The following is a 23,572-nucleotide window of genomic DNA, read 5'->3' on the forward strand; positions in this document are numbered from 1 at the left end:
GCTCAGGTGCGGGTGGCCCGAACCACCCGCATCCGGGTTAACTCAAGACGCTTCCATGTGCTGGACGCCGATGGTGTGCTGAAGGCCGACCATGAACTCGAGCGCGCTCGCGGCGTCCCAAGTCTTTTGGCCCACCACACCGTCCGGCGACAAGCGTGCCCACGATTGGAAAGCCCGCACGGACGCAGCCGTGTTGGGCCCGAACTCGCCATCGATGCCCTTGGGGGTCGTCTCCCACAGCCCCACGGCCCCCCGGGTAAGAACTTCCTGCAGGCTGGTGACCGCAGATCCTTTGGATCCCTCTGACAGCGTCGGCATTGGGAGCCCGTTCGGAAGAACGCGCCAGGTCGGCTCATCCACGACGCCGGTCGGCGTGAGACCGACCGACTGCTGGAACTCTTTGGTGGCGGCTTCGGTCAGTGGACCGAATTCACCGTCGACCGCAAGTGACAGATTGGGGGTTCGCCGCAGCCCCCGTTGCGCTTGGCGCACGGCGTCTCCGGTGTCACCGATCTTGACGACCGGCTGTCCGTAGTTGGTCATAGCCCGCTCCCCTCACGACTCGGTGGCTTCACCGGTGGACACGTCCTTGCGCTCGCTGCAGGTCGCGCCGATCACTTCCACCCCTTGGCTACCAAGAAGTTCGTCTATTCTCAGCTCGACGGAATATGGGACTGGCGCGATCGCCGGCGAAACGTGAGGCCCATCGGGCAGGGCGGGTTTGCCAACCACCTGAATGCCTTGGTACTGCGGCTGGCTGACATAGACCAGCGGTTCGAGGCTGATTTCCATTTCCGGATGGGGCTTCTCCCCGCTGACTACGAGCGTCGGCTGCGGTGGATAGATCATGGGAGAGATGACTTCCGCGCTTTCGAAATCGACCAGTTGCCCGTCTCGCTTGTCGCGGATTGCGTCGATGTCCATAACTTGCGTCCCCTCACGTGAAGATCCAGAGATCTAGCTCAATGGATTCAACGTGAATGACTGTAATCGATGGAATGGAAAAAAGGTCTTGTCGTCCCAGGATCTTTGATGCCAGCGCTTGCTTGCCGGTAGCCAGCAAGCAAGGGAAATTGGCCGATGGAACTAAAAAGTCATCGCGACTCTAGCAGAGCGCTGACCATCCGGATCAGCTCAGCGCTGGGCTGCGCGTCACCGAGCACCATGATGCGCAGCCGCGCGCGCTCCTCGTCGTAAGCCGTCTGCACCCGCATCGGACCATCACCCTCGCGGCGTCCGTTGACCGCGGCCATCACCAACGTCATCACCCGGTCTGCGTCGTGGCGGGAGATCGCATCGATGGCCACCACACTGGACACCTCGATCTGGCGAGCACGCCGAGCGTCCTCGCGTGCGATGGTGGGCACCGCGCCGCCCGTCAGCGCGGCGAGATCCTCGCCCGCGATGCGATATTGCTTGCCTATCCGCACAGCCTTGAGCTTGCCCTCCCGCACGTAGTTCCGGACCGTCTTCACATGCAGGCCCAGCCGCTCGGCGACCTGTTCCACCGAGTAGAGCTCCGACATCTTCTCCATCCTTACTTTCGGCCGCCTACGAAAGCCGGGCGTTGAGCTCGTCAAGGTCGGCGACGAACCAGATGTGCTGTCCCCTGTTTGACTCCTGAACGAGAGCGCGCAGAGCCGCGCTTTTTGCCAGGTGCTCGGACAGGTCTCCCATGACCACCAGCCGCACGTGATAGTTCACGAACTTCTGCATGATCTCGCCGGCCAAGCCCGTGCGGAGATTGAAGAACTCGTCGCTGAACCGGGTCGCCGGCACCGCGATCACCTCCGCCTGAGAGAACGCCTCACCGATCAGGTCGAGGGCGTCCTGGACCGTGGCGATGGCCGGCCCGTCGGCACCGCATAGCAGCAATTGCTTCCCTATCGTTCCGTATAACTCCATCTCGTTACCTTAACATGCCCCATCACGGCGCATAAGGCCCTGCCGCTCAAGCACCCTATGCAGAACACGGCATAGGGGGTAGGGTGCCCGCCATGGCTTCCTTGCGCATGACCACCCCGCGCCGCCTGGTGCTGCAAGCACTCCTGCGAGACCCGGAACAAGAGAGGTATGGGCTCGACCTCGCTATAGAAGCTGGGCTCGAGCCCGGCACGATCTACCCGATCCTGGTGGCGTTCGAGGGCGCGGGCTGGCTGTCGAGCCGCAACGAGGACGAAGGTGACGCTCGTGAGCAGGGCCGGCCGAGCCGTCGCTATTACCGGCTCACCGGCGCCGGTGTCACCGCCGGGCGTGAGGCTCTGGCGGCTTCCAGCAAGCGCCGTGCCGCGCGGCCAGCCAGTGGAGAGCTGGCATGGTGACCGGGCCAGACCGCCCGGGTGGCGGCAACCCGGCCCGAGCCGAGCGGGCGATGATCGCGGTGCTAAGCCGGCTGCTGCCCGCGGGATTCCGGGACCGACAGCGAGCAGAGTGGACCGGCGACCTGGTGGAGCTGTCCGCTGCCGGTGCCAGGGCTCGCTGGCGCTACCTTTTCGCGGCGGCCTGGACGTTGCCCGCCCTGCGCGCCCATGCCGGCAAGCCCGGTGTGGACCGTCCAACCACGATAGTCCCGCCATCGCTGACGGCCACCCTGCTGGTACAGAAGATCCTGGTCGGGCTGGGGCTGCCCGTCGTGTGCTGGCTTATCGCGGTGCCCTTCCGGTATTTCTTGCTAGATATTCCCGCGCGGTTGGCCCCCGATAGCGGAATGCCTTTCGACCCCAAGGACCTTTGGCCTATCGATGGCCCCTTCATCTTCCTCATGCCGCTGTGGGTGGTGCTCAGTTTCGGCGCATGGGCGCTCATCTTCGACTGGATGCTGGTCGGCTGGCTAGGCGTGACGGCACTGTTGCTCGGCCTGACTCAGCGCGGCGCCGGCTGGCGGTCCCGGGCGACGTCGGGCCTGATCGGTGCGGCGGTGGTGGCTATTGCCCTGCAGGGCCTGGGTGTCCGCATTGGACTTGGGTCGGGATCGTCGCCGTACCAAGGAATGGGGCTGGCCACTGCGGTCCTGGGCGGCGTAGCCATCATCGCCGGGGTAAGCATGCGTGGCATTTCCCGGCGCAGCCGCGTCTTGGTGCTGCTGACCGGCCTGGCCGCCGTCACCATCTACTTCTGGAACCAGACGCCGATGGGCATAGACATGATCACTTGGTACATGGACTAGCTTCAGACGAACCTGGGTGTGACCGGGCACGCGGCCCGGCCACACCGTTTACCATGGGGGGGATTAGAAGCCTTTTTCGAGCTGGAAGAGGCTCTCCCGATAGGACCGGCAAGGCACCGAGATCAGGATGCTGAAGTTGACGAACCTTCCGCCCTGCCAGGTGAAAAACTTGTTGACGGTGTAAGTGCGTGTCCACGACGCGCCGTTGACCGCCGTCACGGTCTCTCTGTCCCAAGGGTTATAGGTGAGATTGCCCCCATAGACAGACTTGCGGCCGAGGTAGAGCTCCTTTGAGCTGTCGTTCCAGATGGTCAGCTTGATGCTGTTGACCTGGATCCCCGTCGTCTGGACTTTCATGTTCCACTCGGCGCGCATGGTCTGGTGTGCCCAGTCGCCGTCGTAGCACGGGTTGCCCGCGTCCTCCGAAAGCCACTGGGCGGCCCAGGTCTGCCCGTTCGAGACGTAGCTGTGCACCCCACTGGCGTGTGCCGGGCTCACCAGCAACATCGACGCGATGGCCGCCACCAGCGTGGTGACCAGGCCCCGTTTCACGAGCCGGTTGGTGCGTATGAGCTTCAACGGATTTGCCTCCTGACAATTGCTTCGCCCAATGCATGGCACCGTGGCAGGTAGCTGTTTCCATGGAGTTGACATGGCGGACAGCGCACAGGTGCCTCAGGCATTAAGGTTTTGCGTGTGGTGCGTTTCCGGGTGTTGGGACCGCTGGAGGTGGACAGCCCGCAGGGGCAGATCGAGCTGGGTCCCCGTCGCCGGGAAAGGCTGCTGCTGGGCGTTCTGCTGCTCGAAGCAGGGCACCCGGTGCCCCAGGCGCGCCTGCTCGACCTGCTGTGGGACGAGGGCGAGCTGCCACGCCGTCCAATCCGGACACTTCAGTCCCATATTTCACGGTTGCGGGCCTGCCTTGACCCGGCTCGCGATGGCCGTTTCGGGATCCGCATCCTCACCGCGGGCAACGGTTTCACCGCACAGGTCGATCCGCGGTCGGTCGATGCCTTGGTTTTTCAGCGCCTGACCGGTGAGGCCGGCGAGCTGAGGGATCCGGTGCAGCGGGCAAGGTCTCTGCGCGAGGCGCTGGACCTTTGGCGCGGTCCGGTCTTGTCGGATGTGGCCAGCGACCGCATCCGGGACAGGATCGCCTCCGGGCTGGAGGAGCTGAGGTGGACGGCGACAGAGCTGCTTTACCAGGCCGAAATCGCGGCCGGCCACCATGAAGCCTGCCTACCCGGGCTCACCGACGCCGTCAAGCTTGCCCCGTTGCGGGAAAACCTGGTGGCGCTGCTGATGCAGGCCCTGTTTCTGTGCGGGCGACAGGCGGAGGCGCTCGAGCTCTACCGCTCGGTGCGCCATCAGCTGGTGGAGGAGCTCGGCATCGAGCCGGGCGACGGCCTGCAACGCATCCATCACCAGATCCTGTCGGGCCAGCTCGCGCGGCCGCCCACGCCGCTGCACAATCTGCCCAGCAGCACGCGGCACTTTTCGGGCCGCACCGAAACGCTGGCCATATTGGACGGATTGATTGCGCCCGCGGCCATCATCGGGGTGGCCGGTGGCGGCGGCACGGGCAAGACGACCCTGGTGCTGCATTGGGCGCAACAGCAATATGACCGGTTCCCTGACGGCCAAATCTATCTCGACCTGCACGGCTATGGGGTGTCCCGGCCGCTGCGTCCCTACCCGGCCCTGGTGGCACTGCTCAGCGCGCTCGGTGTCGCCCGGCGCGAGATCCCACCCGGCACCGACGCCGCGGCCACCATGTATCGCCAGCTGGTCGCCGACCGGGATGTGCTCGTCATCCTCGACAACGCCCGCGATGCTGCACAGGTGCGGCCGCTGCTGCCCGGCACCGGGCGCGCGGTCACGCTCATCACCAGCCGGGACAGCCTGCGCGGACTGTCCATTCGGGAGAGTGCTCAGCTCATCCGGCTCGATGCGTTTACCGAAGCTGAGGCCGCGCAGCTGCTTGGCGTGATGGCGGGCGAAGACCGGCTGGCCGGGCAGCAACGGCATGCGCGCGAGGTGGCCCGGCTCTGCGCCAACCTGCCGCTGGCGCTGAGCATCGCCGGTGCCCGGCTGCAGTCGGAACCCGGCTTGAGCCTGGAGGATTTCGCCGAGGAGCTGAAGTCGCTGACCGGTCTCACCGCGCTGGCCCAGCAGGACGCCGACACGGATCTGCGCCACGTCTTCGGGTGGTCCTACCGCGTGCTCAGCCCGCAGGCGGCCCAGGCATTTCGGCTCATAAGCATCTTGCCGGGCAACGACATCTCACTTTCCGCCGCCGCCAGCGTCCTCGGCGTGCAGCCCCCGCAGGCCCGCCTGATCCTGCACGAACTCGAGTCGGGCCATCTGGCCGCCCGCGACAGCGCCGGGCGCTACCTCATGCACGATCTGACCCGGGCCTACGCGGTGGAGAGGTGCGAAAGCATCGACAGCATCGCCGATCGCGGCGACGCCCTGACCCGGCTGATGCGCTACTACCTTTCCAGCGCGACCCAGGCGGCTCGCCTGCTCAACCCCCACCGCAACCGCCTGGCCCATCAGCTCACCCCCGAAGAAGCCACCGGCATCACGGATCACGAGTCCGCCATGGGGTGGGTAGCCGCCGAGCATGCCGCCATGATCGAGGCGATCGACCATCCGGAAAGCCCACCGGAGTATGTCTCCCATCTCGCCCTGGCCCTTGACGACTACTTCGAGCGCGGCGCGCATTGGCGCGACTGGATAGACACCTGCCGAGCCGGAGCCGTGGCCGCGCAACGGGCAGGCAACGGGCCGGCCGAAGCGGCGGCCCGGCGTTCCCTGGCCCGCGCGCTGGTCCACCACGGCGAGCCCACGGCCGCACGCGCCGAATACCAGGCCGCGTTGCGCCTTTTCGCCGAGCATGGCGACCTCCTCTCGCAGGGGCACACCTACCTCGGGCTGGCCCGGGTGTCTGAAGTGGACGGCGACTTGCCCGCGGCGATCGCGATGGCGGGCAAGGCGTTGCAGACCTATGACGGCTTGGGCCGCGAGACCGGCAAAGCCAGCGCTCTTAACACGATCGGCTGGTTCTACGCTCAGCTCGGCGAGCTCGATCGTGCCGTGGCGTACTGCGAGCAAGCGCTGGTGCTGCACACCCGCACCGGCGAGCAGCGCGCCGAGGCGTACACGTGGAACAGCCTTGGCTACATCCACACGCAGCGCGGCGACTACGCCCGCGCGGTGCTGGCCTACGGCTGCGCCCAGCAACTCTTCGCCGTGCTCGGGTATGCCCTCTTCGAAGCACAGAACCTGGTGCTGATCGGCGATGTGCAAACGCAGGCTGGCGCGCCCGATCAGGCGCGCCAGGCATACGAGGCAGCATTGTCGATCTTCCAGCGAGTCAGCCCGGCCGACGCCGAAGCGGTGCGGGCCAAGCTCGCCTAGCGCCTTGGCGCATAGACGAATCCGACGCCGGAGACGAACTGCTGCCCCATCCCCTGCGGCATATTTTGGAAGGAGTATCCAATGTAGAACATGTTGGGTCCGTCCATGATGGCCATATCGCTGAGGGTGACGCGGCATTGGCCGTGGCCGCACATGTTGAACTCGCCCTGCATGAACACGTCATGCTCGGGACCGAGCAAGCCCATGTACTTCTCGGCGAACTGGGTTTCGCAATGGCCCCAGTCGCCGCCCGCGCAGCTGTAGATGGTCCCGCCCTCGAGGTATTCGCCGTTCTCAAAGATGTGGTAATCGAGCCGCATTCGGCTGACCTCCTCAACGACCTGTTCGACTTCGTTGCCGATCCCTCCGCCGGAGGAGACCCCTTCACGAATCATCGCCATCACGAGGCCTATGAGGCTGGTGGCTTGCACGAAAATCCAGATGGAGGCGCGCAGGATGATGGCGTCGATGGCGGTCACTACGGCCCCGACCGCGGCACCCGCCGCGGCGATCTCCGGGGCCAGGGCCACCACGATCACGATCACGGCTATGGCTGCCACGATCCCCAGGGCGATCTTCTCGCCCGTGGTCAAGTCGCGCGGAATGTAGTAGTCGCCGTTGCCGTGGCACATGCTGCAGGCACCGCCGTTGCGGGAGACGCCGGCGTTGCCCCGCGGGGTGGGCAGCGCCATCGCGGGATCCGACCGGTTGATCCAAGTGTTGAGGGTGTCCAGGTCGGCCTGGCTGGGCTGAGCCCCCGGCAGGACCCCGCTGCCGTGCGCACCATAGGTCCAGTTGCGGGTCGCCTGATGTCCGTCGGGGTCGACGAGGTTGACCGGATCGTTGTCGGCGTAGGAGAACGGGTCGGCTGGGCGGGCCTGGCGTGGGTCCTGGCGCTTGGGATCCGGCGACAGGAAGCGGCCGAGTTGTGGGTCATAGAGGCGCGCGCCCATGTGGATCAAGCCGAGCTCCACCGGTTTGTGCCCGGCGTAGCGCTGGTCGCCGCCGAAGCCGGTAGAGGCGGCGAGCCTGCCGTAGCCGTCGTAGGTGTAACCGGCCACGACCGTGCCGCCGGCACTGGTGACCAAGGTGGTCGAGCCGAGGGTGTCGTGGTGGTTGTAGGTGACGTCGCCGCCTATTTCCTTTTGCGCCAGGGCGACCGCACCGGCGTAGTAGGACTTGGTCTCCTGCGGCGGCGCGCCCGGCGTCGGCCGGGTCACCTCCAGGTAGCCGCCGAAATAGCGGGTTTTCTGTTGCCCGCTGGCGACCGAGGTGCGTTCCCCATCCAATCCATATTGGACTGTTGATACGAGGCTTCCGTTGAGGCTGAACGTGGTGGGTTCGCCGTCGGGGTTCCAGCCGATGTCGCGGCGGGTGGTGACGCCACCCGCGGTCCGGCTGATCTGGGTGACCTCACCGCGCAGGTTGTAGGTCAACTCGGTGCTGGCGCCGACCTTCTTGACCGCGTGCGGGCACGTGTTGCCGCCCGTGCCGCCGCAACGGTTCTTGGCCGGATCGGGGTGGGTGTAGGAGTAGACGCCGTCGGGACCGGTGGTCATGTCTCCGGCCGCGTCGTACTCGTAATGGCCGGGCCCTACGCCGGTGACGTCCTTGAGCCGGCCGGCGGAGTCGTAGACGTAGGTGCTCGTCCCGGCGTTGGTTCCGGTGACGATCCTGCGGCGCAGCTGGCCGTTGCGGTGGTACTGGTACTCGGTCGAGGTCACCAGCGCGCCGCCCGCGACGACACGATGCAGTTCCAGCCACTCGCGCAGCGGATGGTAGGCGAACGTCTCGTAGGTGCCGCCCTGATATGTGATCTTGGTGATGCGACCCGCCGCGTCGTAGAGGATCTCGTCGACATAGCCGTCGACCTGGAGAAGCTGACCGGCATCGTTGTAGCGGTAGATGACGGTTTCCCCGTCGGGGTAGGTGATGCTGCGCTGCCGGCCCATGGCGTCATAGTCGAAGCCGAACGTCTTGGACTCGCCCTCCACGCACAGGGTACGGCTCGTAACCCGGCCCGCCAGGTTGTACGACCGCTCGTCGACGACCCAGCCACCCGCGACACCGTTGCGGAAGGGACAGCCCATCCCGTTGGTGTCGGTGATGGCGGTCAGGCGGCCGGCGCTGGCGCCATGGTTGGCTTCGTCGTATAGCCAGTTGATGGTGCGGTAGCTGGGGAGCTGGGCCATGGTCTTGCGCCCCACCGTGTCGTACCAGTTCTGAAGGTAGCCACCGCTTTGCGGGAAGCGCTGCTTGAGATGGCCGGTGCGGTCGAATATCGCCGTGAAGTCGCCACGGTCGGGGTCGGACCGCCCGACGATGTCGCCGCGCGGGTCGATCTGTTCCACCACCGTGTTGCCGAGCGGATCGGTGATGGTCCGCAATTCATCGACCGCGTTGGCGGAGAAGTGAATCGTCCCGGCGGCAGGCCCGCCCGGGTCGGCCTGTGCGGTCCTGACCCGGTCGTAGCCGTCGAAGGCACGCTGGGTCGACAAGTTCTCCTCATCGGTGAACTTGGTCGTGGTGTCGTTCAAGCTCGCCGAGTAGGACCAGCCCACCACCGCGCCGTCCGGATGGGTCTGGCTCGCCAGCCGCCCGGCCGCGTCGTAGGCCAGCCCTTCGAAAACCGCGCCCACACTGGCGAAGTGCCAATGGCCGCGCCGGGCAGGGTAGGGGCTCGCGTCGTCGTAGCCGATGCTCTGTACCCGCGGATCGGCCGCTGTCGGCCCTTCCGCCCTGCGCTCGTAGAGCCGACCGAGACCGTCGAAATAGGACTCGCTCCACAAGCCGTCCGTGGTGCCGTCGGCCTCCACCGTGCGCAGCCGCTGCTTCTCCGGATCGCCCTCGTTGAGCCGGGTCATGGTGCGCGTGCCAGCCGGTGACGAGACGCTTCTGAGCCGGCCGTAGACGTCGTAACCGTAATCGGTGCGGGCGGTGTTGGCGTCGATGGTGGCGGCGATCTGCTCTATGCCGTGGTACCACTCGAAGGTGGTGCAGTGGTTCAGCGCGTCGCAGACGCTGCGCGGGAACCGGTCGACCATCGGATCGTAGGAGATGGTGGTGGTCCGGTTGTCGGCGTCGGTGACAGCGCTGATGTTGCCTTGCCCGTTGTAGGCGTAGGTGGTGGTGTCGTACCAGCCATTGGCGTTGACCAGTTTGATGGCCGTCAGCCGCCCCAGGGTCATGGTGCTGGGACAGTTGGCCTGATCGGTGCCGTTGAAGCCGTCGTAGCAATGGAAGATCGAGCGCAGCATCGCGCCGCCCCCACCGGGCTGGCCTTCGCGTACCGTGACCTGCCATGGGCGATCGACGACCCACAGGCTGTGCAGCGGGGCGTAGCTGATGTTCGTGGTGCGCGCGGTGACACCGCCTCCGTTTTCCAGAACGCTGGTCACGTTTCCGTAGGCGTCGTAGATGAAACCGATGGTGGAGTTGAGGCTGGACGAGGTGCCCGCGGTCACCCGGTTGATGTTGTCCACGAGGCAGTTGTAGGGCGCGGAATTCCCGGTGTGTTTGTAAGCCGTGATCTCCTTGCGCAGGTAGTTGCCCTGCCCGTCCTGTGCCTGCTCAAGCGCCAGCCGGGCGGGGCACGCCTCGGTCAGGTCGTAGCGGCGCATCGTGCCGAACCCGGGATGGTGCTGGCTCGGGCCGTCGAAGCTGGTGACGTACTCCCAGCCGAGCAGTGCGCGCCGTCGGGGCGACCACCTCGGGCAGGTGTAGTAGAAGTTCGCCTGCCCGCTGCCAAGGTTCGGCCCGGCGCTCTGCCGCAACGTGGAGACCGCCAGCGGCGCGACCCCGGCGGGCAGGGCACAGGTCGCGCCACCGCCGGTGGAGTGGGGCACCGCATAGTCGATTTCCTCGCTACCGCCGGTGTTCAGCCCCGTCTTGGTGATGACGGCGCGGGCGACGCCCGCCTTGATTGTCAGCGCGCGCATGCCCGGCTGGGTCAGATCGAAGCGGACGAGGTCGGTTTCACCATCGCCGTCGGCATCGGCCGTGGCGAAGGCGCCGGCGATGGTGCCGATCGAGCCGGGCAACGTCAGCGGTGTGGTGAGGTTCCACCGGCCGTTGGCCGAGGGCCGCAGCGCGGTCACGGTGAGGCGGCCGTTGTCGTTGCGCACATGGACCATGTCGGTGCGCCCGTCCACCGAGGAGATGGCGCCGCGCCATTGGCCGAGGTCGCCGATGAACGTGCCGGTGGGTTCGTCGCGGCGCGAGGTGAAGCCGCCGTCGCCGTGGCCCAGCAGGTTCAGCACCCGCACCTGCGCCGGCTGCCCGACCGTGTTGGTGGTCTGGCTGAGGTGAACCAGGTCGGCCAGCCCGTCGCCGTTGGCCTCGGCGACACTCCAGCCACCCAGGTCGCCAACAGGCAGCCCGGCCAGATCCGGTCCGCTGATCGTGGCGGGCGTGCCCACGGCGAACTGTCCGTTGCCCGACGAGAGCAAGGATTGGGTCTGCACCGAACCGGACGCTATGCCGATGTGCACGAGATCGTGCCGGCCGTCGCCGTTGAGGTCGGCCACCCGCCACGAAGTTCCGTCCGGCCCGGGCCAGCTGCCCGTGGGCGAGGCGGTGCCCTCGGTCCACGTTCCGTCGCCATTGGACAGTGAGGTCCAGATCTTCAGACCTCCGGTGTTGCCGTCACGGTCGACGTAAACCAGATCGCTGCGGCGATCGCCGTTGAGGTCAGCGACCCGCCAGGCGTCAACGTTGCGGTGCAGGCCGGTCAGCGACTGGTGGGTGTACTCCTGCCGGAAGACCCACGTTCCGTTGCCCTGCGTGATCCAGCTGCTGACCTCAATGCCCTTATTCTGGTCGGCGAAGCGCAGATATAGCAGGTCGTCCAGGCCGTCGGCGTCGATGTCGGCGATGCGCCACCCGGCCTGCGCGGTCAACTGGGAGGTGCCCAGCGGCGGGCTGTGCCCGCGGCCGGTGAAGCCGCCGGCCGGGTTGGAGAGCATCGCGGCAACGAGCGGGCCGGTGGTGGTGCTGCGAACGAACACCCAGTCGGCGAGACCGTCGCCATTGAACTCTCCGGTCTGCCAGGCGTGCGTGTCGGCATCGGGATTGGCCGAAAGGTCCTCGTGCAGGGTGGTGACATCGGTGCCTCTAGGTGATTCGGCGATGAGGAAGTCGTCGGCGCCGTCGCCGTCGAGGTCGGCCGCCTCGGGTTCGATCGGCGTGTACCGCATGTCGGTCCACGGCACGTTGAGTTCCACCGATTTGCTGCACTCCAGCCAGGTCGAGGGAAGGTCGAAGGTGCCGTCGCCCAGGGAACGCACCCGGTGCAGATTGAGATGGGTGATGGGGATCCCCCCGCAACCGGCGATCCCGCCAGGCTGCTGCGACACCACCATCAGGTCGGCCCGCAGATCGCCGTCGAAGTCGCCGACCGAGACGCTGTGCTGAATGTTGCGCAGGGCAACGGGAACCTCTTGCGAGGCAAGCGTGTATTCGCCGGTCGCGTTGCTGAGCGCGGTCTGGATCGCGCCGGGGTCGGTGGACTGCTCGTCGACGCTGGCGAAAAGCACATAGTCGGCGCGCCGATCGCCGTTGATGTCGGCGGCGAAGAAGTTCGGGTTGCCCCAGCGCCAATCGGTGTTCTGCCGCACCATGTTGTACCCGCCGACGCCGTCGGAGAGTCCAGTGGTGAGGATGTAATCCACCTCGCACGGCCCGGTGGGCGGGCACGCCGGATAGTCGAGGAACATCGCGTCGGCGAAGCGGTCACCGTTGGTGTCACCCACGACCATGTCGCGGGTCCCGTCGCCGGCCGGGAAATCCATGGGCGTGTCGGTGAAGGTCCACGTGCCGTCGCCGTTGGCGCGCGCCGTACCCAGATGATGCTCATCGGAATCGTCGGTGTAGCTGCACAGCACATCACCGCGTCGATCACCGTCGATGTCACCGGGCGCGCACTGGGCCCTGCGGTAGGAGGACTTGTTGCGGCTCATGAATCCGGTCGTCCCGGCGGCCATCGACAGCCACGTGAACGAGCCGTCGCCCAGCGACCGCGCCGCCACCATGGACAGCGATCGAAAGTCCATATTGGGATCGGTGCCCGCGATGAGCCCACCCAGCAGCATGAAGACGAGGTCGGCCCGCCCATCGCCATCCACATCGGACAGATACGTGCGATTCATGATGCCGGCGAAAGGGAAAGCCAGGATGGTCTGGGTGTAGATGGGCGCGGTCTTGCCGGCCAGCACAGCGGTGATCAGAAGCGTGGTGTGCATCGGGTCGCCGCTGCTGTTGTAGGTCAGATCCGGCGTGGCCTGTACCCAGTCGGTGCGCCCGTTGCCGTCGACGTCGCCCAGGTTCGGCGGCGCGTTGAGCAGATAGGGCTTGGACACGGTGAACGCCATGCCATTGACCACCGGCGGCCTGGGCCCACCGGCCGTCGGCAGGCCGCCGAGTCCGGGCAGGTTGCTCGAGCTCCACTCCTCCTTGGGCGTTGTCTGGGCGGCGAACGTGGTGGCGGGCAAGGGCAAGGCGTCCCTCGGATTGGCCAGCTCGCCATCCTTGCCGAGGCGGACGTTGGAGCCGAACTCCTCGAAGCGGCTCAGGAACGATTCTCCGGTGGTGTCGTTGACGTCGTAGCTGAGCCGATACATGCGCACCGGTGCGCCGTGGGCCGCGACGCTGACCGTGCGCAGGCGGCGCTGCATCGACACCAGGGCGCGCCCGTCCCCGCGGGTGACCGGGTCCGGCCGAGCCTGGTGATAGAGGGTGACGGTGACCCCGCCGTAGGTGATGCTGAACGGGTAGGAGGCGGTGTCCGGGCCGGTCAGGTTTTGCTTGCGCGTGTAGGTGACCTGATGCCCCTCCGGGTCGGTGGTAGAGGTCAGCGCCCAGACACTTGGCGTCGCCGTCCCCGAATGGGCCTCCTCGGTGAAGACGTGCTGAGCGCCCCCGCGCTCCCATACCAGCCAGCGCACCTGAGTCGGCTCGAAGGCGATACGGCGATAGTCGGCCGAGCGCGCCGCATAGGCGACCTGGCCGGGCGCGGCGGGGAAGCGGCAACTCGGGTCGGTCATCGCCGGGGTGCACGCCACAAGTTCCGCGCCATCGAGATGGAAGACATCTGCGGAGGTGAAAGTGGGCGCGCCTAGATTCGGTGAGCTGCGCGTGATCTCAGCGAACCCGGACAGCGTCCAGCCGACCCCGGCCAGGCCATTGCCACTCTGGGTGGAGTAGGACAGGCGCAACGCAGGCTCGATCCCGAAGAACGACGGCACCCGCAGCGGGATCTCGCGCCGGTAGGCACCCATGGCATCGACGCTCTTCTCCCCTATCGCACCCGGCAGGCTGGCCGGGCGCAGCTGCCCGGGCGACACCGCCGGCCTGGCGACGACCACCAGCAAACCGGCGAGCAGCACCAGACTCAGCGCGGGATTTAGGACCCGGTAAGGCATTCGGGACATGGCCGCGGCCTCCTCGACGTCAGCGCGCGCGGCCCCCGGCCGCCCGCTATCCGCCCGACCTTAGGCACCGGGTTCGGCGCCCGCATGAGGCCGCTGTCCCGGCCCGTGTCCTGTATCGACCGAGACCCCGGTCCCACTCTCTTGAGCGTTATGTAGCACATGTGCTACGGTTCGCCGCAGATATTAGATGGAAGGGCGCATAGCTGTGACAGCTGTACTGGATGTGCGTGGGCTCCAGATGCATTACGGCCCGGCCCAGGTTCTGCGTGGCGTGAATTTCACCGCGCAGGCTGGCGAGGTGCTGGCGCTGCTTGGGCCGAACGGCGCGGGCAAGACGACGACAATTGAAATCCTTGAGGGGTTTCGCATGCGCTCGGCCGGCGAGGTGAGCGTGCTCGGCGTCGATCCGGCGCACGGCGACGAGGCGTGGCGGGCCCGGCTCGGCGTGGTGCTCCAATCCTGGCGCGACCACGCCAAGTGGCGGGTCGACGAGCTGCTTGAGCACGTGGGATCGTTCTACTCCGCCTATGCCACAAGCACTATCGCGCGGCCGTGGCCGACCGGCGAGCTGATCGCCGCGGTGGGGCTGACCGAGCATGCACACAAGCGGGTGCGGATGCTCTCCGGTGGGCAGCGCCGCCGCCTCGACGTGGCCATGGGCATTGTCGGCCGGCCGGAGCTGCTGTTTCTCGACGAGCCGACGGCGGGCTTCGACCCGCACGCGCGTCGCGAATTCCACGATCTGGTGCACCGGCTGACCGACCTCGGCGACACCACCATTCTGCTCACCACGCACGATCTGGATGAGGCGGAAAAACTTGCTGACAGGATTCTGGTTCTCGCTGGTGGCACGATTATCGCCGACGGCTCAGCTGATGAGCTGGCACAACGAATCACCACCGAGGCCGAGGTGCGATGGACCCTCGGCGACGAAAGGTTCGTGCACTCCACCTCGGACGCCACCAAGTTCGTGCGCGAGCTGCTGGCGCAGCACGATGAGGTGACCGGCCTCGAGGTGCGCCGGGCCAGCCTTGAAGACACCTATATGGCCCTGGTGCGGGCATTTGAGGCCGGGCGCGAAGTCGCGACCGAGCGCGTTTTCGAAAGGGCGGCAGCATGAATCCGGCGATGCAGGCGATCAGGTCGGGCTTTCGCCGCGGCCGGATGGAGCTGAGGCACACCTTCACCAATGGGCAAGACGTGATGGGCTATCTGGTGCCGCCGGTGATCCTGGCGGTCGTGATGCTCTTCATGCGCGGGGCCACCGTGCCCGGCACCGGGTTCTCCCTCAGCGCCCGCACCCTTCCCGGCGCGGTGGGCATGGGCATTGCCTTCGTCGGGATGGCAGCGCTGGCCGGCATGCTGGTCGTCGAGCGCGAAGACGGCACCCTGTTGCGGGCCAAGGCAATCCCGCACGGCATGACCGGCTATCTGATCGGCAAGATAGTCCTGGTGTCCGGAATGACACTGATCGGCATCTTTCTCCAGCTAGCACCTGCTCTGCTTGTCCTGGACGGGTTGACCCTGACCGGTCCCGGCGCGGCGACGATGGTTTGGGTCTTCGTGTTGGGCATGATGGCCACCATGCCGATCGGGGCGATGCTCGGCTCGCTGTTCTCCAACCCACAGAACATGGGCCTGATCATGCTGCCGCTGATGGGTCTGATCGGCATCTCCGGCATCTTCTACCCCATCACGAATTTCCCGATATGGCTGCAATGGATCGCTCAAACCTTCCCGGTCTACTGGCTGGGCCTGGGCACCCGCTCGGCACTGCTGCCCGGCGACATGGCCGCGGTCGAGATAGGACATTCCTGGCGGCACCTGGAAACCGCTGCCGTGCTTGGCATCTGGGCGGCCATCGGGCTGGTGCTGGCCCCGTTCGTGCTGCGGCGGATGGCCCGGCGCGAGTCGGGCTCGGCGGTCGATGCCCGCCGGCAGAAGGCGATGCAGCGTGTCCGGTGAACGCCCGTCAGAGGTTGTCTACAACCGCCTCGCGATGCTGCGCGCCGAGCGCGGCATCTCGCGGCGGGAGCTGTCCGAGGCATTGGGCATCCACTATCAGACGGTGGGCTATCTGGAGCGCGGCGAGTTCCGCCCGAGTCTCTATCTAGCCCTTCGCCTTTCTCAATATTTTGGGGTACCGGTAGAGGTGGTCTTCTCGACCGAGCCGTTCCCTAGGCTGGGCGAGAACCCGTGACGTTCACCAGCGGGAGGACGTGTTCGCCGACACGGTAGGCCTCCTCCAGGTGCGGCCAGCCGGAGAGGATGAACTCGTCGAGCCCGAGCGCGGCGTATTCGGCCAGCCGTTGCGCGACCTCGTCGTAGGAGCCGACCAACGCGGTGCCGGCGCCCTCACGGACAAGGCCAATGCCCGCCCACAGATTGGGCGAGATCTCCAAACCGTCGGAGCTGCCGCCGTGCAGCGCCGCCATTCTGGCCTGGCCCACCGAATCCATCCGTGCGAAGCGGGCCTGGGCGGCGGCTATCCGCTCCGGGCTCATCCCGGCCAGCAGCCGGTCTGCGCGCGCCCACGCCTCGGCGGAGGTCTCGCGGGCGATTATGTGCAGTCTGATGCCCACGTTGAGGGAACGGCCGTGGGCGGCGGCCATCGCCCGGATGCGCTCGACGCGCTGGGCGACCGCATCCGGTGGCTCGCCCCACAGCAGATAGGTGTCGGCCAGTTCGGCGGCGACCGCTTCGGCGGCCGGGGATGCTCCCCCGAAATAGATCGGCGGCGTGGGTTGCAGCGGCGCGCGCAAACCACCCTGCTCCACCTGATAATGCTTGCCGTGATAGTCGAAAGGCTTGCCCCGCCACGACTCGCGGAGCACTTCGAGGAACTCGCCGGTGCGCTCGTATCGCTCGTCGTGGGAGAGGAAGTCGCCGTAGGCGCGCTGTTCGACCGCGTCCCCTCCGGTGACCGCGTTGAGCGCCAGCCGCCCGCCCGAAATCGCCTGGAACGCTTCGGCTTGCTGGGCGAGCAGAGTGGGCAGGGCGAAGCCGGCCCGGAAGGCGACAAGGAATCGCAGCCGCTCGGTGGCGGTGGCGACCGCCGTGCAGACGATCCACGGGTCGGGGCAGCCCGCGCCCACCGGGGTGAGCACCGCGGTGAAACCGGCCGACTCCGCGGCGCGGGCCACCTGTGACAGGTACCCAAGAGAAGCAACACGGGTGTGTTTGGCTGCGCCGGCGGCCACGGTGGCGGAGCCGGCCTCGTGTCCGTCGCCTGAGGTGGGCAGGAACCAGTGGAACTGCGTCATAGTCTATAAAAGCTATCGGCTAGATAGGAGAATAGCAACCGCGTACCATGCCGCGCATGAACAACTCCGCGCAGCTATCCACCGGCACCAGGGCCGGTTACGCGTTGGGCTCGCTGGCCACCGGCGCCTTCGGCACCGTGCCGGGCCTGCTTCTGCTGCCCTACCTCACCGACTCGCTGGGCGTCGCCGCGGTCGTGGCCGGCCTGCTCGTGTTGCTGCCCAAGGCGTGGGACGTGCTGATCAATCCGGTGGTCGGGCGGATCTCGGACCGCACGGTCAGCCCGTGGGGCGCGCGGCGGCCCTATCTCCTCGGCGGCGGCATCGCGATGGCCGTGCTGTTCGCCGCCATCTTCGCCGCGCCGCTGGGCACCGGCTCCGACGCGGGTCTCTATGTCGCCGTGCTGTTCCTGGCCACCGCCACCGCCTTCGCCTTCTTCCAGGTGCCCTATGTGGCGATGCCGGCCGAGATGACCGACAGCACCGACGAGCGAACCCGGCTGATGACCTGGCGCATCGCCGTGCTGGCGATCGCCATCCTGGTCTCCGGTGCGGTGGCGCCGCTGGTGGTCAACGCGGCCGGCGGTGGTGTCCCCGGACACCGGGCCATGGGCGTTTTCGTTGGCGTGCTTATTCTTCTGGGTGCGTTTGGCTCCTTTCTGGGGACCAGACGGGCCCCGCTCGGGCACGCGGTGGAAAGCGAGCCGACGCTGCGCGCGCAGATCGCCGTGGCGCGCCGCAACAAGCCCTTCGTCACCCTGCTCATCGTCTTCGTCGTGCAATCGGTGGGCATCGCCACCATGCTCGCCGGAGTGAAGTACGTCGCCGATCACGTGCTGGGCCGCCCCGATGACGGGCCGACCCTGCTGTTCGTCGCGTTCGTCGCGCCGGCTCTGCTGGTGATGCCGCTGTGGATCCGCGTCGGGGCGCGCTGGGGCAAGAAGCGGGCCCTCACCATCGCCTCATTGATCTTCGGAGCCGGTGCGCTGGCACTGCTGAGCGCTCAAGTGGCGCCGCCCGTGCTCACCTATCTGATCACCGCGGTGATCGGCTGCGGCTACGCCGGTCAGCAGGTGTTCGCACTGTCCATGCTGCCGGACTGCATCGCCTTCGATGAGCAGCGCACCGGCAAACGCCAAGCCGGTGTCTTCACCGGCCTGTGGACCGCCGGGGAGACGCTCGGGCTCGCGCTCGGGCCTGGCATCTTCGGTCTGGTCATCGCCGTCGCCGGGTACAGGTCGTCGGACACCGGGGTGGCGGTGACCCAGCCCGCAAGCGCCCGGCTGGGCATCCTGCTCGCGTTCACCGTGCTGCCCGCCCTCCTGGTCGGCCTCGGCGCGCTGTTGCTGCGCCGCTACCACCTGACCGCCGACCAGCTGACCGTCGAACAGGTAGGTTGATTTCCATGATCGATGCGTTGCCGGCCCAAGGTGTCCCCGCGCAGCAGGTGCTCGCCGAGCTCGCCGCGATGCGGGAGGCGGACCTGCCCACGCACGGCGGCCGGCTCTTCGCCTACGTCTACGATCCCGCAGTGTCGGGTTTGGACGACCTGGCGAATTCGGCCTACGCCCTGTCGGCTCACGTCAACGGCCTCGATCCGACGGCGTTTCCGTCCCTGCTGATGACCGAGAACGCGCTAGTCGGCGCGGCCGCCCGGGTGCTCGGCGCGGGGCCGGGTACCACCGCGCCGGACGTGGTCGGCAGCGTCACCAGCGGGGGCACCGAGTCGCTGATCCTCGCCGTGAAGGCGGCCCGTGACGCGCGGCCCGAGGTCGAAAAGCCGCGCCTGGTCGCTCCGGTGACCGCCCACGCGGCATTCGCCAAGGCGGCTCACTATCTTGGTGTTCACTTGGATTTGGTACCGGTGAACGCCACCACCTTCCAAGCCGACCCGGTCGCGATGGCGGCCGCGATCACCCCCGACACGGTGCTGGTCGCCTGTTCCGCGCCGTCCTACGCGCATGGCGTGGTCGATCCGGTGACCGAGATCGCGGCCGCGGCCGCCGCCGTGGGCGTGCGCTGCCATGTCGACGCGTGCTTCGGCGGCTGGGCGCTGCCTTTCCTGCGCCGGCTGGGCGCTGAAAACGGGGAAGCGTTGCCCGACTTCGACTTTGGCGTACCCGGGGTCACCAGCATCTCGGTCGATTTGCACAAGTACGCCTACTGTCCCAAGGGCGTCTCGGTGCTGTTGCATCGCGATGCGCTGCTGCGCCGGCCGCAGTATTTCGCCTTCGCCGAGTGGCCCGGGTACACCATGATCAATCCGGTGATCTCGTCGACCCGGTCCGGCGGCCCCATCGCCGCCGCCTTCGCCACCCTGCGCCACATCGGCGACGAAGGCTATCTGCGGCTGGCTGCGCAGACCCGCGACGCGGTGCGCGGCCTGGCCCAAGCTGTGTCCGAAGTGGACGGTCTACGGCTGCTTGCCCCGGCCCACACCACCGTCGTCTGCTTCACCAGCGACGACCCTGCCCTCGACCCCTTCGTGCTAGCCGACGAGCTGGCCGCGCGCGGCTGGCACACCCAGCCGCAGCTGCCCTTCGCCGGCATGCCCGCCAGCATCCACCTGACCGTGACCGCCTCGGTCGCCCCGCAGATCGCCGCCTTCGCCCCCGCGCTGGCCGATGCCGCTGCCGCGGCCCGGACGCTCGGCCCGACCCTGCTCCCACCCGAGCTGCTGGACATGGCCGCATCGCTGACCCCAGACCAATTGACCCCCGAGTTCGTAGCGGGCCTGGCCGAAACCTTCGGCCTGGCCGGCGACGACGCCCGCCCGGGCGCGCGGATGGCCGTGGTGAACACCGTCCTGTCAGCCGCCCCACCGCGGCTGCGGGAGCGCCTGCTAATCGAATTCGTCAGCCTCCTCCAACACCCCACCTTCGCCTGACCACACGCTCGTGCCGCGCGCCCGGCTGCGGGGGAAGGGTTCTGGCGGTGGAGATGGCTGATCCGCCTGTGCCTCAGACTGGCTGCCGATAGGCTGAGGATGATCACCTAGCGGGGGGATGTCATGGCGCTGTTTGCAGACCCGGTCCACGACGAGTTCGCCGGCTGGGCGCTCGGTTTCGCTCCCTACGGCGGCGGCGACATCGGTGAGGTAAGGGCCATCGCGGGCGAGGTGAAACCGGGCGACGACGACTCGTTCGCCACCGCCTTTTCGACCATGGCCCAGCGCCGCATCGACGAGGGCGACTCCGCGCTAGCGTTGGGCCACCGCGAAACCGCCCACGACTGCTATCTGCGCGCTTCCTGCTTTCTCGGCGTCGCCTACCACGTGCTCTACGGCACCCCGGTCGACCCTCGCCTTGTCGAGCTGTTCCAGCTCCAGATGGCCACCTTCGAGAAAGCTCTTATGCTGCTTGACCCGCCGGCCGAGAAGGTCGACGTCCCCTACGAAGGCACCCGGATTCCCGCCTACTTCCTGCGGGCTGCCGGTGACCGAGGCTCACGCCGTCCGGTGGTCCTCGTCGGCGGCGGCTGGGATTCCGCTATGGCCGAGAACCACCTCGGCTTCGGCGCCGCCGCCCTGCGGCGCGGCTATCACGTGCTTCTTTTCGACGGGCCGGGGCAGGGCAAGCTGCTTATCGAGGAGGGGCTGCCGCTGCGCCACGACTGGGAGAAGGTCATCACTGCGGTCATCGACGCCGCGGTCGGAATCGAAGGCATCAACCCTGACCGCATCGCCTTCTACGACTGGAGCCTTGGCGGCTATCTGGCCCCGCGGGCGGCCGCGTTCGAGCACCGAATCGCCGCCATGGTCGCCGACCCGGGCCAGATCGACGTGGGCGGAAAGTTCACCGGCATGCTGCGCATGATGGGCTTGAACGACCAGGCGCTGGCCAAACTGCCCGAGCTGGATGCCGACGACGAGCAGCGGGTCATGACCATCATCAACAGCGATCGCTCGTTGCGATGGAAGATCGTCCAGCGCGGCTTCTGGACCAACAACGCCACCGACATGTCCTCCTACATGGCCGAGATGGCCAAATGGAAGCTGGACGCCGACCAGGTCGCCGCAATCCGTTGCCCCACACTGATCACCGCGGCCGAATCCGATTTGGCCTCCTCCAACGCGCAGGAGCTCTTCGACGCACTGAAATGTCCCAAGTACTTCATCCGCTTCACCGACGCCGACGGCGCGGGAGACCATTGCGAGTTCTTCAACCGGTCGATGGCCAACAGAAAGATCCTGGACTGGCTCGACGACACTCTCGCCGCCTAGGAGGTCAATCGCTAACATCTATGCATGAAAATATTACCATGCATAGTAAGCCTTGGCGTCATCGCCTCCCTCACCCTGCCCAGCCTTCCGGCCACCGCCGTTGGCGCGGTGCGCCCAACCGCCGGCCAGGCGGTTCCCGGCAGCTATCTGGTGGTGCTGAAGAAATCCGCCTCGGTGGACGGCACGGCCGCAGCCTTGACCACCCGCCACGGCGGCACGGTCGGCCACGTCTATCGCCACGCCCTCAACGGTTTCGCCGTCCAGGCATCGCCGGAGGAGGCCAAGCGGATGGCGGCCGATCCGGCCGTCGACTACATCCAGCAGGACGGCATCGTGTCGGCCACCGTGACCCAGCTGAACCCGCCGTCCTGGGGCCTGGACCGCATCGACCGCAACGCCCGGGGCTACAACTCCAGTTACGACTACCCGTCGGGCGGCGCAGGGGTGCACGTCTATGTCCTTGACACCGGGGTGCGCGCCAGCCACCAAGACTTCGGTGGCCGGGTGACCAGCGGCTGGGATTTCGTTGATGACGACAACAACGCCTCCGACTGCTACGGGCACGGAACTCACGTCGCCGGGACGATCGGCGGAACGAACTACGGGGTGGCCAAGAGCGTCGATCTCGTCAGTGTCCGTGTGCTCGACTGCGACGGCAACGGGTGGATCACCACCATCGTCGCGGGCATCGATTGGGTTACCGAACATGCCGTTCATCCGGCCGTCGCCAACATGAGTCTGGGCGGCTACGTAGCCGACACGGCGATGGACGACGCCGTCGCCGGCTCCATTGCCTCCGGTGTCACCTACGTCGTATCCGCCGGCAACGGTTACGGAGACGGCGTCACCCCGGCGGATGCCTGTCTGTCGACACCCGCCCGGACGCCCACCGCGATCACGGTCAGCGGGACGGACCGAAATGACCGCCGCTGGTCCCCGCTGAACTACGGCACCTGTGTGGACATCTTCGCGCCCGGCTTCGAGATCACGTCTGCTTCCAACGCCGGGGACCAGGCCAGCCAGCTGATGAGCGGCACCTCCATGGCCGCGCCGCACGTGGCCGGTGCGGCCGCGATCCTGCTCGGCAACCAGCCCACCCTAACCCCGGCCGAGGTGGCAGACCAGATCCTCAACCGCGATCCCACCGTCGGCGTCGTCGTCGACCCCAGGGCCGGCTCGCCGAACAAACTGCTCTTCGTCCGCTCCGGACCCTTGAGAGTCAACGTGTTCTGCCAGTCCCAAACCGGATCCTGGTCGTGTCAGGTCGAGGCCATCGGGGCGGTCGGCCCGAACACCACGCAATGGTCCCCGTCTTCGAGCGGTATCTGCCGGATTGACAAGACGATCACGGCCGTCGCCACGGTCACCGACTCTCTTGGCGCCTCCGCTTCCAGCAGCAGGACCTTCGCCTGCCGGCCCAGGTGCGGGCTGCAATCCGTTACGCCGCTGTGCATAAGCGACCCCACCCCGCCGGGGCAGGCAGTGCTGACCCGCCAACGGGAGCAGTGACCACGCTTGTCTGAGTGGCTCGGGTGCACGGTCTGAAAATCAGCGGCCGTGACACCCGGGCTACGCGGCCGCGACGATCTCTCCGATGACACGTTTCGCCTCGGCGGCATGGGGATGATCGCGATTCGGCGCCCGCGCGTAGGTGATCAGCGCCTTCCACAGCGCCCATCCCTGCCCCCTTGCCCACGTGCCATCGTCGACCTGGATCGCGGACTGGAACGCGTCGCGGCTCGCTCCCGACAGCAGCGTCCAGGCGATCGCCAGGTCGCACGCGGGGTCACCGACACCGCAGGTGCCGAAGTCGATGACCGCGGCCAGCCCGCCGTCACGGAGCAGAAGATTCCCCACGGCTATGTCGCGGCCCACTGCGGGAACTGGGTGGCGATCAGCCGTTGGACAAGACCTACGTCGACATGGCGGCGATGCGGCACCGGAACGGTGTCACCATCGAAGATCACGCCCATACCGTCACACGCCCATCGCCCATCGGCAAACCTAATTTCGGAGGGCATCGCCAGCGATCTGGGCGGTTGTGGCCGAGTGTTCAAATCGGACACGATGTACG

The 23,572-nt window shown here is 67.1% G+C and carries 18 protein-coding genes; 10 read left to right on the forward strand and 8 right to left on the reverse strand.

Going from position 1 to position 23,572, the window contains the following annotated elements; translation table 11 throughout:
- Nucleotides 1–42: 42 nt before the first annotated feature.
- From Rhe02_RS03185 to Rhe02_RS03200, 4 genes are all read right to left on the reverse strand, one after another.
- A complete protein-coding gene (locus Rhe02_RS03185; RefSeq protein ID WP_203906521.1) occupies nt 43–543 on the reverse strand; it encodes a peptidoglycan-binding domain-containing protein in 501 nt (166 codons plus the stop codon).
- A gap of 12 nt (nt 544–555) precedes the next feature.
- The gene (locus Rhe02_RS03190) at nt 556–924 is read right to left on the reverse strand and encodes a hypothetical protein (RefSeq protein ID WP_203906522.1); all 369 of its coding nucleotides are present in this window, start codon (nt 922–924) and stop codon (nt 556–558) included.
- A 170-nt stretch (nt 925–1,094) separates the two neighbouring features.
- Complete coding sequence (locus tag Rhe02_RS03195) at nt 1,095–1,526, reverse strand: helix-turn-helix domain-containing protein (protein ID WP_203906523.1); 432 nt, start codon at nt 1,524–1,526, stop codon at nt 1,095–1,097.
- A 25-nt stretch (nt 1,527–1,551) separates the two neighbouring features.
- On the reverse strand, nt 1,552–1,905 hold the full coding sequence (locus tag Rhe02_RS03200) for a DUF4180 domain-containing protein (protein WP_203906524.1): 354 nt from the start codon (nt 1,903–1,905) through the stop codon (nt 1,552–1,554).
- 92 nt (nt 1,906–1,997) lie between these two features.
- Here Rhe02_RS03200 and Rhe02_RS03205 point away from each other — a divergent pair, with 92 nt between their 5' ends.
- Nucleotides 1,998–2,321 (forward strand): PadR family transcriptional regulator, encoded by a 324-nt coding sequence (locus tag Rhe02_RS03205; RefSeq protein WP_239123263.1) that lies wholly within the window; start codon nt 1,998–2,000, stop codon nt 2,319–2,321.
- Entirely contained in the window at nt 2,315–3,166 is an 852-nt protein-coding gene (locus Rhe02_RS03210; protein ID WP_203906525.1) for a hypothetical protein, read from the forward strand. The genes Rhe02_RS03205 and Rhe02_RS03210 overlap by 7 nt, the downstream gene beginning before the upstream one ends.
- 63 nt (nt 3,167–3,229) lie before the next feature.
- Here Rhe02_RS03210 and Rhe02_RS03215 read toward each other — a convergent pair whose 3' ends face one another.
- Nucleotides 3,230–3,745 (reverse strand): hypothetical protein, encoded by a 516-nt coding sequence (locus tag Rhe02_RS03215; protein WP_203906526.1) that lies wholly within the window; start codon nt 3,743–3,745, stop codon nt 3,230–3,232.
- A gap of 117 nt (nt 3,746–3,862) precedes the next feature.
- Here Rhe02_RS03215 and Rhe02_RS03220 point away from each other — a divergent pair, with 117 nt between their 5' ends.
- On the forward strand, nt 3,863–6,589 hold the full coding sequence (locus tag Rhe02_RS03220) for an AfsR/SARP family transcriptional regulator (protein WP_203906527.1): 2,727 nt from the start codon (nt 3,863–3,865) through the stop codon (nt 6,587–6,589).
- Here Rhe02_RS03220 and Rhe02_RS03225 read toward each other — a convergent pair.
- Nucleotides 6,586–14,016 (reverse strand): FG-GAP-like repeat-containing protein, encoded by a 7,431-nt coding sequence (locus Rhe02_RS03225; RefSeq protein WP_203906528.1) that lies wholly within the window; start codon nt 14,014–14,016, stop codon nt 6,586–6,588. The two genes, Rhe02_RS03220 and Rhe02_RS03225, sit on opposite strands and share 4 nt — an antisense overlap.
- A gap of 238 nt (nt 14,017–14,254) precedes the next feature.
- Here Rhe02_RS03225 and Rhe02_RS03230 point away from each other — a divergent pair, with 238 nt between their 5' ends.
- The 3 genes from Rhe02_RS03230 to Rhe02_RS03240 are packed head-to-tail and all read left to right on the forward strand — an operon-like array spanning nt 14,255 to nt 16,216.
- Entirely contained in the window at nt 14,255–15,136 is an 882-nt protein-coding gene (locus Rhe02_RS03230) for an ABC transporter ATP-binding protein (RefSeq protein WP_239123323.1), read from the forward strand.
- On the forward strand, nt 15,133–15,981 hold the full coding sequence (locus tag Rhe02_RS03235; RefSeq protein WP_203906530.1) for an ABC transporter permease: 849 nt from the start codon (nt 15,133–15,135) through the stop codon (nt 15,979–15,981). Before Rhe02_RS03230 ends, Rhe02_RS03235 begins: the two co-directional genes overlap by 4 nt.
- Nucleotides 15,982–16,015: 34 nt before the next feature.
- Nucleotides 16,016–16,216 carry a helix-turn-helix transcriptional regulator gene (locus Rhe02_RS03240; protein ID WP_239123324.1) on the forward strand — a complete coding sequence of 67 codons (201 nt, stop codon included), beginning with the start codon at nt 16,016–16,018 and terminating at the stop codon, nt 16,214–16,216.
- Here Rhe02_RS03240 and Rhe02_RS03245 read toward each other — a convergent pair.
- Nucleotides 16,194–17,279 carry an LLM class flavin-dependent oxidoreductase gene (locus Rhe02_RS03245; RefSeq protein ID WP_203906532.1) on the reverse strand — a complete coding sequence of 362 codons (1,086 nt, stop codon included), beginning with the start codon at nt 17,277–17,279 and terminating at the stop codon, nt 16,194–16,196. The two genes, Rhe02_RS03240 and Rhe02_RS03245, sit on opposite strands and share 23 nt — an antisense overlap.
- Nucleotides 17,280–17,335: 56 nt before the next feature.
- Between Rhe02_RS03245 and Rhe02_RS03250 the strand changes: the two genes are divergently transcribed.
- From Rhe02_RS03250 to Rhe02_RS03265, 4 genes are all read left to right on the forward strand, one after another.
- Nucleotides 17,336–18,676, forward strand: coding sequence for an MFS transporter (locus tag Rhe02_RS03250; RefSeq protein WP_203906533.1), 1,341 nt, complete (start codon nt 17,336–17,338; stop codon nt 18,674–18,676).
- A 5-nt stretch (nt 18,677–18,681) separates the two neighbouring features.
- Complete coding sequence (locus Rhe02_RS03255; RefSeq protein WP_203906534.1) at nt 18,682–20,163, forward strand: pyridoxal phosphate-dependent decarboxylase family protein; 1,482 nt, start codon at nt 18,682–18,684, stop codon at nt 20,161–20,163.
- Between the two features lie 123 nt (nt 20,164–20,286).
- The gene (locus tag Rhe02_RS03260; RefSeq protein ID WP_203906535.1) at nt 20,287–21,498 is read left to right on the forward strand and encodes an alpha/beta hydrolase family protein; all 1,212 of its coding nucleotides are present in this window, start codon (nt 20,287–20,289) and stop codon (nt 21,496–21,498) included.
- A 24-nt stretch (nt 21,499–21,522) separates the two neighbouring features.
- Nucleotides 21,523–23,007, forward strand: a complete 1,485-nt coding sequence (locus tag Rhe02_RS03265; RefSeq protein ID WP_203906536.1) for a S8 family peptidase — start codon at nt 21,523–21,525, stop codon at nt 23,005–23,007.
- 60 nt (nt 23,008–23,067) lie between these two features.
- On the opposite strand, the gene Rhe02_RS03270 is transcribed toward Rhe02_RS03265, so the two are convergent.
- The gene (locus tag Rhe02_RS03270) at nt 23,068–23,373 is read right to left on the reverse strand and encodes a phosphotransferase (RefSeq protein WP_203906537.1); all 306 of its coding nucleotides are present in this window, start codon (nt 23,371–23,373) and stop codon (nt 23,068–23,070) included.
- Nucleotides 23,374–23,572: the final 199 nt, after the last annotated feature.

The sequence above is a fragment of the Rhizocola hellebori genome (genome assembly GCF_016862955.1).
GTDB lineage: Bacteria > Actinomycetota > Actinomycetes > Mycobacteriales > Micromonosporaceae > Rhizocola > Rhizocola hellebori.

Bases quoted from the DNA above. Each gene is read 5' to 3' on its own strand.
- Rhe02_RS03205 (WP_239123263.1), top strand. From the start codon at position 1,998: ATGGCTTCCTTGCGCATGACCACCCCGCGCCGCCTGGTGCTGCAAGCA.
- Rhe02_RS03250 (WP_203906533.1), top strand. From the start codon at position 17,336: ATGAACAACTCCGCGCAGCTATCCACCGGCACCAGGGCCGGTTACGCG.
- Rhe02_RS03260 (WP_203906535.1), top strand. From the start codon at position 20,287: ATGGCGCTGTTTGCAGACCCGGTCCACGACGAGTTCGCCGGCTGGGCG.
- Rhe02_RS03265 (WP_203906536.1), top strand. From the start codon at position 21,523: ATGAAAATATTACCATGCATAGTAAGCCTTGGCGTCATCGCCTCCCTC.
- Rhe02_RS03255 (WP_203906534.1), top strand. From the start codon at position 18,682: ATGATCGATGCGTTGCCGGCCCAAGGTGTCCCCGCGCAGCAGGTGCTC.
- Rhe02_RS03185 (WP_203906521.1), bottom strand. From the start codon at position 543: ATGACCAACTACGGACAGCCGGTCGTCAAGATCGGTGACACCGGAGAC.
- Rhe02_RS03195 (WP_203906523.1), bottom strand. From the start codon at position 1,526: ATGTCGGAGCTCTACTCGGTGGAACAGGTCGCCGAGCGGCTGGGCCTG.
- Rhe02_RS03225 (WP_203906528.1), bottom strand. From the start codon at position 14,016: ATGTCCCGAATGCCTTACCGGGTCCTAAATCCCGCGCTGAGTCTGGTG.
- Rhe02_RS03230 (WP_239123323.1), top strand. From the start codon at position 14,255: ATGCATTACGGCCCGGCCCAGGTTCTGCGTGGCGTGAATTTCACCGCG.
- Rhe02_RS03200 (WP_203906524.1), bottom strand. From the start codon at position 1,905: ATGGAGTTATACGGAACGATAGGGAAGCAATTGCTGCTATGCGGTGCC.
- Rhe02_RS03245 (WP_203906532.1), bottom strand. From the start codon at position 17,279: ATGACGCAGTTCCACTGGTTCCTGCCCACCTCAGGCGACGGACACGAG.
- Rhe02_RS03210 (WP_203906525.1), top strand. From the start codon at position 2,315: ATGGTGACCGGGCCAGACCGCCCGGGTGGCGGCAACCCGGCCCGAGCC.
- Rhe02_RS03190 (WP_203906522.1), bottom strand. From the start codon at position 924: ATGGACATCGACGCAATCCGCGACAAGCGAGACGGGCAACTGGTCGAT.
- Rhe02_RS03235 (WP_203906530.1), top strand. From the start codon at position 15,133: ATGAATCCGGCGATGCAGGCGATCAGGTCGGGCTTTCGCCGCGGCCGG.
- Rhe02_RS03240 (WP_239123324.1), top strand. From the start codon at position 16,016: ATGCTGCGCGCCGAGCGCGGCATCTCGCGGCGGGAGCTGTCCGAGGCA.